Here is a 9,491-nt window from a genome sequence, read left to right on the forward strand (position 1 = left end):
TTCCCCTTATTCGGCGTAGGACGGCTATTCCACCGCCTCGACAGGCGGGAATGCTTTTGGCCGCTCATGCTTCTGGCATGGGGCTTGTCTTTGTGCTTTCCATGGAGTGGCAACGACGGGAAGAGAAGCGCCATGATGCCATCGGCGAAATTTTCCGATCTTGAAGGTGCGTCCGTGCTGATCACCGGAGGCGGCTCCGGCATCGGGGCGGCATTGACCGAAGGGTTTGCACGCCAGGGTGCGCGGGTTGCCTTCATCGACATTGCCGAACAGGAGAGCCGGGCCTTGTGCGACCGTCTCGAAACGGCGCTCGGCCTGCGGCCGCTGTTCCTTGAAGCCGACCTGCGCGACGTCGGCGCCCTGCGGGCAGCGGTGGCATCGGCGGCGGCGGCGCACGGCCCCGTGACGGTGCTCATCAACAATGCGGCTTTCGACGATCGCCATGCCGTGGAGGATGTCACCGTCGACTATTGGGACGACAATCAGTCGATCAATCTGCGCCCGCATTTCTTCACCGCGCAGGCGGTCGCCCCGGGCATGAAGCAGGCCGGCAAAGGGTCGATCATCAATTTCACATCGACCTCGTTCCTCATCAACCATCCCGACATGCCCTCTTATACGGCTGCCAAGGCGGGCATAATCGGGCTGACCAAGGGGCTAGCCGGTCACCTCGGCCCCCACGGTATTCGCGTCAATGCGGTCGCGCCGGGCTGGGTGATCACCGAACGACAGCGTGAGCTCTGGGTGACGGACGCGTCGCTCTCCGCGCATGTGGCCCGGCAATGCCTCCGCGAGGTCATGCTGCCGGAAGATTTGGTAGGTCCCTGTCTTTTCCTTGCTTCGGACGCCGCACGCATGCTGACGGCGCAGACGCTCATCGTCGATGGCGGCTTTTTGTGAGCGCGTGAAGGCGAGACGGCATCTCAGGTGGCTGACCGCAACCGGTTCGCAATGGGAGGAGACGATGGACAAGACCGGCGCCTCGATCCTGTCGGATCATGCCTGCGAGCTCGGTGAGGGGCCGACCTACGATCCGGTGACCGATACGCTGTTCTGGTTCGATATCCTCGGCCGGAAACTGTTGCGAAAGGCGATGGATGGCGGCGAGACGCTTGTGCAGGATCTGCCGGAGATGACCAGCGCGCTTGCCGTCATCAATGACGGCCACCAGTTGCTGCTGACCGAAAGCGGGCTTCACATACGCGACGTGAGCACCGGCGCGATCACCTCCTATTTCCCCATCGAGGCGGACAATCCGGCAACCCGCTCGAACGATGCGCGGGTGCACCCCTGCGGCGCGTTCTGGATCAGCACTATGGGCAGAAAGGCAGAGACGGGAGCCGGCTCGATTTACCGGTTTCTCAAGGGTGAGTTCCGCAAGCTCGTCGCCGACATCAGCATTCCGAATTCGATATGCTTTTCGCCGGACGGCTCGACCGCCTACTATACCGACACCAAGCGAAACATTCTGTTCAGGGTCGGCTGCGCGCCGGATACCGGACTGCCCATCGATGAACCGAAAGTGTTCTATGACCACGCCGGCAAGAAGGGCGGGCTCGATGGATCGGTGGTCGATGCCGATGGCGTCCTTTGGAATGCCTGCTGGGGCCAGGGCGTGCTCCACGCCTATAGCCCGCAAGGCAAGCGCATCCGCAGTCTGGCGGTGCCGGCGCGTCAGCCCTCCTGCCCAGCGTTCGTCGGCAGGAACGCCGATCGTCTCGTCGTTACTTCGGCCTGGGAGGGTATGAGCGACAAGGCGAGAAAGGCCGATCCGCATGCCGGCAAGACGTTTCTGCTCGACCTGCCGGTCAAAGGCCGTTTCGAACCGCGCGTGCTGATCTAGAGCCTTTCCGGATAACCCTGAAAGGCTCTATGCCTCTATCCGGCGTGTTTGAGGCTGAGGCCGCTCGCCCTGTCGAACAGGATCACCTTGCGCGGGTCCCAGCCAAGCCGGACGCTGTCTTCGAGCGCCACTTCGGTCCGGGCTGACACTGTGGCGCGCAGCACCGTGTCGCCGACCCGCAGCGTCAGGATTTTTTCGACGCCGTGATTTTCCACATCGTGCACCTTGGCCTCCACCAGCGCGCCGGATTCCAGATGCAGGTCTTCCGGCCGGATGCCGAAGACCAGTGGCCGGCCGTCGGTGGCGGCTTTCGCGCCGCCTTCAAAGGGCAGTTCCAGGGCGTTCGGCGTCACGACCGCATTGCCGCCGCGCAATTCGCCGTCGAGCAGGTTCATCGGCGGCGAGCCGACGGAGCGAGCGACGAAGGTGTTCAGCGGGTTGTTGTAGATTTCCTGCGGCGTTCCGGCCTGCACCAGATGACCGTCATTGAGCACGCCGATCTTGTCGCCCATCGACATAGCCTCGATCTGGTCGTGGGTGACGAACAGGAAGGTCGCGCCGAGGTTGATCTGGAGGTTCTTGAGCTCGGTGCGCAGCGCCTCGCGCAGCTTGGCATCGAGTGCCGAAAGGGGTTCGTCCATCAGGAAAACACGCGGCTTGCGCACGATGGCGCGGCCAATCGAGACCCGTTGCATTTCGCCGCCCGACAACCGATCCGTTTTTCGATCGAGCAGATGTTCGATGCGCAGGGTCCTGGCGACGCGGGCGACCCGCTCGTCGATTTCCCTTTGTTCGAGCCGGCGGATTTTCGGTTTCAGCGGAAATTCGAGATTTTCGCGCACCGTATACCGCGGATAGAGCGAATATTGCTGGAGAACAAGCGCGACATCGCGTTCGGCCGCGCCCCAATCGCCGACATTGACGCCGTCGATGAAGATGTCGCCCTGGTTGGGTGTTTCGAGACCGGCGATAATGCGGAGCGTCGTCGTCTTGCCGGCTCCGGTCTGGCCGAGCAGAACGAAGAATTCGCCATCCGCGATTTCCAGGTCAAGGCCTTTCAACGCCGTGTGCGAGCCGAATTTCTTGGTGATGTTCCTCAACTGGATATGGGCCATCACAACTTCACCCCGAGCGAATTGCCGCTTGCCGTATCGAAGAAATGCGCCTGAGCCGGATCGATGTGGGCAAACACCCTTTCATCGGAGGGTGCGACGAGGCCGCTGCTGGTGCGGGCGCGCAGCATTTGCGAACCGACCTTGAGGTCGACGATGTCGTAGGAGCCGAGCGGTTCGACGATATGGACCTGGACCGGCAGGAAACCATCCCTTTGCTCACGCGCCACGGTCACGCCCTCCGGGCGGATTCCGAGCGCAAGGGCTCCGTTTACGGCGTTGCCTGCCTGAAGCCTGGCGAGCAGTTCGCTCGGGAAGGCAAAGCCCTGTCCGGCGCCGTCAAGGATCACGCGCGCCTTACCCGCGTCCTCCGAAACCGAAACCGGCGCGACGTTCATGACCGGGCTGCCGACAAATTGCGCGACGAACAGATTGGCCGGATCGGCATAGACCTCCATGGGGCTGCCGACTTGCTGGAGCACGCCTTCATGCATGATGACGATGCGGTCGGCCAGCGACATCGCCTCGACCTGATCATGCGTCACATAAATCGTCGTCGAACCCTGTTTCATATGCAGGCGCTTGATTTCGGCGCGCATCTCCTCGCGCAGCTTGGCATCCAGCGCCCCGATCGGCTCGTCCATCAACAGCGCCTTGGGACGGCGCACCAGTGCGCGGCCGATGGCCACGCGCTGCATGTCGCCGCCTGAAAGGGCAGACGGCCGCTTGGCGAGCAGATGCGTGATCCGCAGGGTTTCGGCGACGCTTCGCACCTCGCTGTCCACCTCGGCCCTGCTTTTGCGCGTCGCCTTCAACGGAAAGGCGATGTTTTCGAACACCGTCATATGCGGATAGAGCGCGAAGGACTGGAAGACGAAGGCGATGTCTCGGTCCGAGGCCTTCATGTGCTGGACGCGCCTGCCATCGATCAATATGTCGCCGCGATCGATGGATTCGAGCCCGGCAATGGCGCGAAGCGTCGTCGTCTTGCCGCAACCCGACTGGCCGAGCAGCACGACGAACTCGTTGTGGTCAACGACCAGGTTCAGGTCCTTGATGACTTGAACCGGACCGAAGAATTTCTCGACCCCGCGAAGTTCGATCTGCGTCACTGCTGAGCACCCTGATCTGCTTGCGTCTCCGGCGGAATCTTGGAGGCGATCATGAAGCCGACGAGGCCGATGAGAATGATCGTCACGCCGTAGCGATGCAGGAACAGGTTCCACGGCTGACATAGTGCCGCGATGCCGAACACCATCATGAGGATCGTGCCGGGCTCGAGATATTTCCGGTTGAATGCGCGAAAGCTCATTTGCGGATCGCTCCGAACGACATGCCGCGCAGCAGGTGGTTGCGCAAGAGGAACGTGAAGATCGCAACCGGCAGCAGGAAGAGGAAGGTGCCTGCGGCGATGACCGTCCAGTCCGGCAGGCCCGAGCCGACCTGCGAGGGAATGAAAGGCGGAGCGGTCTGTGCCCTGCGGTTGGTCATGATCAGCGCGAAGGCATATTCGTTCCAGGCCGTTATGAAGCAGAACACGGCCGTGGCGGCGATGCCGGTTGCCGCTTCCGGCAGCACGATCTTGAAGAAGGCCTGCATGCGCGTATAGCCGTCGACCAGCGCCGCTTCTTCGTATTCCTTTGGGATTTCGTCGATGAAGCCCTTCATCAGCCACACCGAGAAGGAAAGATTGAACGCGGTATAGAGGATGATCAGGCCCCAATGCGTGTCGTTCAGTCCGACTGCCCGGTACATCAGGAACATCGGGATCGCGACCACCACCGGCGGCAGCATGCGGGTCGAGAGTATGAAGAAGAGGAGGTCCGCCTCACCCTTGACCCTGAAGCGGGAGAAACCGTAGGCGGTGAACGTGCCCATGCCGACCGCCAGGATGGTCGAGGTGATCGCCACGATGAGGCTGTTTATGAAACGGCTGGGATAGCCCGAGAGCTGGATTTCACCGCGTCCCGAGCGTACCACCTTTTCGCCGCCGTCGAAGATCAGCCGCTCCCACCAGGGCGCTGCCTCATAGACTTCGGGCGGCACCGGCTCGCGCAACTGGGAGCGCTTGGTGAACAGCTTGACGAAGGGTGATATTTCCGGCGTGAAAACGACGGTCGGCGGTATCGTCGTGGCCAGGTTGCGCGGCTTGAAGGCGGTCGAGGCGATCCAATAGATCGGCGCCAGGAAGATAAGCGTAATGACAAGGACGCTGACGATGGCGAGCCGGTTTAGAGCGACTTCGCCGGGTGTCTTGACGGCGGCCATCAGCGCTCCTTCACCTTGTTGAGGTATTTTACGTAGATGTTGGTGATCGCCAGAACCATGATCAGCACGATGTAGGCGAGCGCGCAGGAGCGTCCGGTCTGCCATTCCTGGAACGCCATCTTGTAGAGCCGGATCGAAATCACCTCGGTCGTCGGCTGGCTGGACAGGATATAGGCGAGGTCGAAGGTCTTGAACGCCTCCATGGTGCGGAAGATGATCGCGATCATCAGGATCGGCGCGACCAGCGGCAGCGTGATGCGGAAGAAGGTGTAGAGCGAACCGGCACGATCGATCGCCGCCGCCTCGTAAAGATGCTTGGGCACCGCCGACAGGCCGGCCAGCGACAGGAGCATGACGAAGGGCGACCACATCCAGATGTCGGTGATGGCGATCGCGTAAAGCGCCATGTCGGGATTGGCGAGCCATTCGAAGGAGCCGAGGCCAAGCACATAGTTGATGATGCCGAAGGAGGGGTCGTAGAGCAGTTTCCAGAACAGCCCGACCACCGCCATGGACAGCATCATCGGCAAGAGCAGCAGCGTGGTCAGCAGGCCCTTGAAGGGGATCTGCCGGTTGAGCAGCAGGGCCACGCCGAAGCCGACGACAACTTGTCCGACGACCGAAACGATGACGTATTTGGCGGTGATGGCGAAGTTCGACCAGATGAAGGGGTCGTTCAGGAGGTCGCGGTAGTTCTGCAGCCCGACGAAATTGGCTGGCGCATTGGTGGAGGCGCGAAAGTCTGTGAAGGAGTAATAGAGCGAATAAAGCAGCGGGAAGATGTTGAAGACGATCAGGAACAGGATCGTCGGAATGATGAAGAGATTGCGGATCGACAAGTCGCTCATACCGCGGGCGGCGGCGCGCGATGCGGGATCCAGCGTGGCCATGACGGTTGTGGTCAAGAAACTCTGCTCCCGTGCAATCCGTTTCTCGTTTCCGCCGGCGGGCCGCTCGACTGCAACGCGCCTTTCCAGCGCGACAGCCTTTGCTACCTGAACTGGCGAATGAGGGGCCGCGGACGCCCCCTCCCGCCCGCCGCCCGTTAATTGAGGCGGCCGTATTTCTTGAAGGTCGCGGTCCAGTCGGCCGCCAGTGCGTCCAGCGTCTCCTTCGCTGTTCCTTCGCCGCCGACGATGTGCGGATAGATGCGCTGGTTCAACTGCTGCAGCAGCTCGGCGTATTCCGGCACCGCCCAGAAATCCTTGACCTTGAACATGGTCTCATAGAAGGCCTTGTTGTAGGGCGTGGCGTTCTGGAACTCCTCCGACTGAAGCACGGCTGCGCTGCAGGTGTAGCCGCCGAGTTCGGCCCAGCGTTTCTGGGTCTCGTCCTTGATGAACCATTCGAGGAATTTCATCGCCTCTTCCTGGTTCTGGGAATAGGAAACGATAGAAATGCCTTGCCCGCCGAGAGCGGCATACTGGTCGCCGCCGGGTCCCGCCGGGTTGGCGAAGAAGCCGGTGTTCTTGGCGTGGGGGTTGGTCGCCTCGTTGAGCAGCGAGGGGAAGAAGGCGAAATAATTCATGCTCATCGCCGCCAAGCCTTCGGTAATGGCCTGGTTGTTCTCGACGAAGAAGGTCTTGGCCCAGCCCGGAGGCGTGAAGGCATAAAGGTCCCGGTAAGCGTCAAGTGCCGCAATCGCCTTGTCGGAATTGATGATGCCGTCGACCTGGTAGGTTTCCATATTGCCGAGATCGCCACCGAAGGAGAACAGGGCATTCTCAAAGCCCATGGCCATCGCGTCATAGGAATTGTCGGTGTAGATGGCGATGCCGTAGCGTTTCTCGTCCGGGCGATGGAAGAATTCGGCGATGTCGCGCAATGCCTTCCAGTCTTTCGGAGGCGCGAGATCGTATCCGTATTTGGCCTTGAAGGCCTCCATCTCCTTCGGGTCTTCGAACCAATCCTTGCGATAAGACCAGCCGACGGCATCGCCCTCGAGCGGAATAGCCCAATATTTGCCGCTGTTTCCCGGATATTCGGCGTAGTATTTGACCGTGGCCGGGGCCATCACCTCGCCGAGATTGTGTTTCTTGAAGAAGTCGGTGAGGTCGACATAGTGGCCGCCGGTCGAGGCGGCGCCCAGCCATTGGGAATCGCCCACCACCATGTCATATGCGTCGCCCTTGGCGTTGAACTCGGTGAAGGTCTTGGTCTGGAAATCGGCCCAGGGGGTGGTTTCGACGGTTATCTTGACGCCGGTTTCGGCCTCATACTCGTTGACCAGTTCCTGGAGGTAATTGGCCGGATCCCATTCGGCCCAGAAGATTGTGAGTTCCTGCGCGAATGCCGATGTGCCGCAGGCAAGCGATAGGCCGATGCCGGCAAGCATGCCGGTCAATGTCTTGCGCATCACGATTTCCTCCCTTGTGCGTACTCTACCTTCTCGTTGCGAGCCGCCTTGCGCGGTCTTGGGTGATGTTGATTGTCGCCGCCGATGGCGCGACCCTTCTCGGCTGGTCCTGAACCGATTTGGCGCAATGCCGAAATCCGCTCCTCCTGACCCAATCTGGTAGTACCAATCTGCGAGGGTCGTCAAGTGCTTTCTGCCCCACGTCGAACCCCTCGACAGGTGAAATCCTGTCGTTCAATTCTTTTTCCTTTGCAGCATGTATATGCATGGCGTTTTCAGCTAAAGAGCCGACAAATAGACGCAAGCCGATCTTGTAATCTGGTCTAACCAGTTTACGCCCATTCTGTTAGTCGGCGTCCGCAATCTGCCTACGGATTCGCGGTTCCTCGCCGATCACGGCGCGGATCAGAGTCCGGCTTGCGCGCAAGCTCGTTGGAGCGTTTGCCGGTGGAAACAGCGCTCGCCGAGCAGAGGCGGAAATTCGAGGCCATCTCCTTCTGACGCTCACGAGTCGAGGGCCGGCTACATCATCCCGCCCCGGTTCCAGTCGCGCCCGCGCTCGCCGAACATTTCACAGCCTTCCTCGGTGACGGCGATCGTATCTTCCAGCTTGATGAAGCCACGCGTCGGGTGGAGCATGGTGGTTTCAACGGAAAGCACCATGCCGGGCTCGAGCGGCCGCGCCGCGTCGACACCCTCATAGGCGACCGGATGGTTGGTCATCAGGAATGGCGCCTCGTGGCTGATCAGGCCCATTCCATGGGCGAAGAAATCGGTGAAGGCTGCGACCGGCGAGGCCTTCAGCACGCTTTCGGCATGGGCGATCATGTCGCTGCCGAGCGCGCCGGCGCGGCAATGCGAGAACGCCGCCTGCTGCACCGTATCGATTTGGGCGAGCAGGTCCTGCAACTCCTGATCCGGCTCGCCCAGCACGCCCATGCGGCAAAGATCGCCGATATAGCCATGATAGTTGCCGCCGGAATCGAGCGACAGCACCTCGCCCTTCTGCCAGGTCTGAGGCGAAACGGCACGGTTGTGACTGGAGCCGATGGTCAGGAGGCAATATTCGAACTGCAGTCCGCGATTGGTTTCTGCCCGTCGCAGCGCATCGACGATTTCCTGCTTGCTTGCGCCTTCTTCGCTGCAGGCGAAGACCGCCAGCATCGAATCGGTGATGAGTTCCGAGGCCCGGCGCAGCTTGGCCAGTTCATCCGGCGTCTTGATCGCGCGCAGGCGCTCCAGCGTCGAGGTCGCATCGACCAGCGTGGCGCCGTCGAGTTCCCGCTGAAGCGCGGCATGTGCGTCCGACGGCATGAAGGGCGCTTCGATGCCGATGCGCGCGCCCTGGCAGCCGATCGTTTTCAGATGGGCGGAGGCGAGGGCGGCTGCATCCAACGTTCCCCAGGTCGCCGTCTGGAGGTTCGGTGTCCAGAACGGATGGTTCTGGTGCTCACCCCCTTCCATGCGGTTGCCGATATAGGCTGCATGGTCGGGCCGGCCCTTTTCATAGATCAGGACTGGCAGATAGCGGCTATGGCCGATCGCGTCCATGGCGGAGAAGAAGATGAATTTGTAGCCGCCGAGCAGATATTGGACATTGTGTTTCGAGGTGGCGAGGAGAACGTTGATGCCGGCCTCCTCCATGAGGCGGTCGAGGCGTGCGTGGTCGAACGGTATCCCGGCCGGCCGGGCGGTTTCGGCGCTTGCATTCATGGCGTTCCTCCGTGGAGGCAGGATGCCACGCGGCAAAATGAAGGTCCACCGGCCGATGGAGTCGCTTTTTCGCTCCGTTAAAGGCTGGTCTTATGAGTTTTCTCCGAATCGGTGCCTTGATGGTTTGTCGCCTGCGGGCCTCGACCACCCGCAGGCGACGAGAGGGGACGGATCGTGCCGAGGCCGGTCTACTGGACCG

The 9,491-nt window shown here is 61.3% G+C and carries 9 protein-coding genes; 2 read left to right on the forward strand and 7 right to left on the reverse strand.

Going from position 1 to position 9,491, the window contains the following annotated elements:
- Positions 1-132: 132 nt before the first annotated feature.
- Both ACLKMW_RS20505 and ACLKMW_RS20510 read left to right on the forward strand, forming a co-directional pair.
- Positions 133-900: an SDR family NAD(P)-dependent oxidoreductase gene (locus ACLKMW_RS20505; RefSeq protein WP_415726371.1), complete on the forward strand. Its 768-nt coding sequence runs from the start codon at positions 133-135 to the stop codon at positions 898-900.
- A gap of 64 nt (positions 901-964) precedes the next feature.
- Positions 965-1,843 carry an SMP-30/gluconolactonase/LRE family protein gene (locus ACLKMW_RS20510; protein WP_415726372.1) on the forward strand — a complete coding sequence of 293 codons (879 nt, stop codon included), beginning with the start codon at positions 965-967 and terminating at the stop codon, positions 1,841-1,843.
- A gap of 35 nt (positions 1,844-1,878) precedes the next feature.
- On the opposite strand, the gene ACLKMW_RS20515 is transcribed toward ACLKMW_RS20510, so the two are convergent.
- The 7 genes from ACLKMW_RS20515 to ACLKMW_RS20545 all read right to left on the reverse strand — a co-directional run bounded on the left by ACLKMW_RS20515 (position 1,879) and on the right by ACLKMW_RS20545 (position 9,292).
- Positions 1,879-2,958 carry an ABC transporter ATP-binding protein gene (locus tag ACLKMW_RS20515; RefSeq protein ID WP_415726373.1) on the reverse strand — a complete coding sequence of 360 codons (1,080 nt, stop codon included), beginning with the start codon at positions 2,956-2,958 and terminating at the stop codon, positions 1,879-1,881.
- On the reverse strand, positions 2,958-4,067 hold the full coding sequence (locus ACLKMW_RS20520; RefSeq protein ID WP_415726374.1) for an ABC transporter ATP-binding protein: 1,110 nt from the start codon (positions 4,065-4,067) through the stop codon (positions 2,958-2,960). Before ACLKMW_RS20520 ends, ACLKMW_RS20515 begins: the two co-directional genes overlap by 1 nt.
- Complete coding sequence (locus ACLKMW_RS20525) at positions 4,064-4,267, reverse strand: hypothetical protein (protein ID WP_415726375.1); 204 nt, start codon at positions 4,265-4,267, stop codon at positions 4,064-4,066. The genes ACLKMW_RS20520 and ACLKMW_RS20525 overlap by 4 nt, the downstream gene beginning before the upstream one ends.
- Complete coding sequence (locus tag ACLKMW_RS20530; protein ID WP_415726376.1) at positions 4,264-5,223, reverse strand: carbohydrate ABC transporter permease; 960 nt, start codon at positions 5,221-5,223, stop codon at positions 4,264-4,266. Before ACLKMW_RS20530 ends, ACLKMW_RS20525 begins: the two co-directional genes overlap by 4 nt.
- Positions 5,223-6,113: a carbohydrate ABC transporter permease gene (locus tag ACLKMW_RS20535; RefSeq protein ID WP_415726385.1), complete on the reverse strand. Its 891-nt coding sequence runs from the start codon at positions 6,111-6,113 to the stop codon at positions 5,223-5,225. The genes ACLKMW_RS20530 and ACLKMW_RS20535 overlap by 1 nt, the downstream gene beginning before the upstream one ends.
- 155 nt (positions 6,114-6,268) lie before the next feature.
- Positions 6,269-7,579, reverse strand: a complete 1,311-nt coding sequence (locus ACLKMW_RS20540; RefSeq protein WP_415726377.1) for an ABC transporter substrate-binding protein — start codon at positions 7,577-7,579, stop codon at positions 6,269-6,271.
- Between the two features lie 522 nt (positions 7,580-8,101).
- Positions 8,102-9,292, reverse strand: a complete 1,191-nt coding sequence (locus ACLKMW_RS20545) for a M24 family metallopeptidase (protein WP_415726378.1) — start codon at positions 9,290-9,292, stop codon at positions 8,102-8,104.
- Positions 9,293-9,491: the final 199 nt, after the last annotated feature.

The sequence above is a fragment of the Borborobacter xinjiangensis genome (genome assembly GCF_047739745.1).
In the GTDB taxonomy this organism is placed as follows: Bacteria; Pseudomonadota; Alphaproteobacteria; order Rhizobiales; family Rhizobiaceae; genus Pseudaminobacter.

Excerpts from the sequence above, each read along its gene's own strand:
- ACLKMW_RS20510 (WP_415726372.1), top strand. The coding sequence starts at position 965 with ATGGACAAGACCGGCGCCTCGATCCTGTCGGATCATGCCTGCGAGCTC.
- ACLKMW_RS20540 (WP_415726377.1), bottom strand. The coding sequence starts at position 7,579 with ATGCGCAAGACATTGACCGGCATGCTTGCCGGCATCGGCCTATCGCTT.
- ACLKMW_RS20545 (WP_415726378.1), bottom strand. The coding sequence starts at position 9,292 with ATGAATGCAAGCGCCGAAACCGCCCGGCCGGCCGGGATACCGTTCGAC.
- ACLKMW_RS20535 (WP_415726385.1), bottom strand. The coding sequence starts at position 6,113 with ATGGCCACGCTGGATCCCGCATCGCGCGCCGCCGCCCGCGGTATGAGC.
- ACLKMW_RS20515 (WP_415726373.1), bottom strand. The coding sequence starts at position 2,958 with ATGGCCCATATCCAGTTGAGGAACATCACCAAGAAATTCGGCTCGCAC.
- ACLKMW_RS20505 (WP_415726371.1), top strand. The coding sequence starts at position 133 with ATGATGCCATCGGCGAAATTTTCCGATCTTGAAGGTGCGTCCGTGCTG.
- ACLKMW_RS20530 (WP_415726376.1), bottom strand. The coding sequence starts at position 5,223 with ATGGCCGCCGTCAAGACACCCGGCGAAGTCGCTCTAAACCGGCTCGCC.
- ACLKMW_RS20525 (WP_415726375.1), bottom strand. The coding sequence starts at position 4,267 with ATGAGCTTTCGCGCATTCAACCGGAAATATCTCGAGCCCGGCACGATC.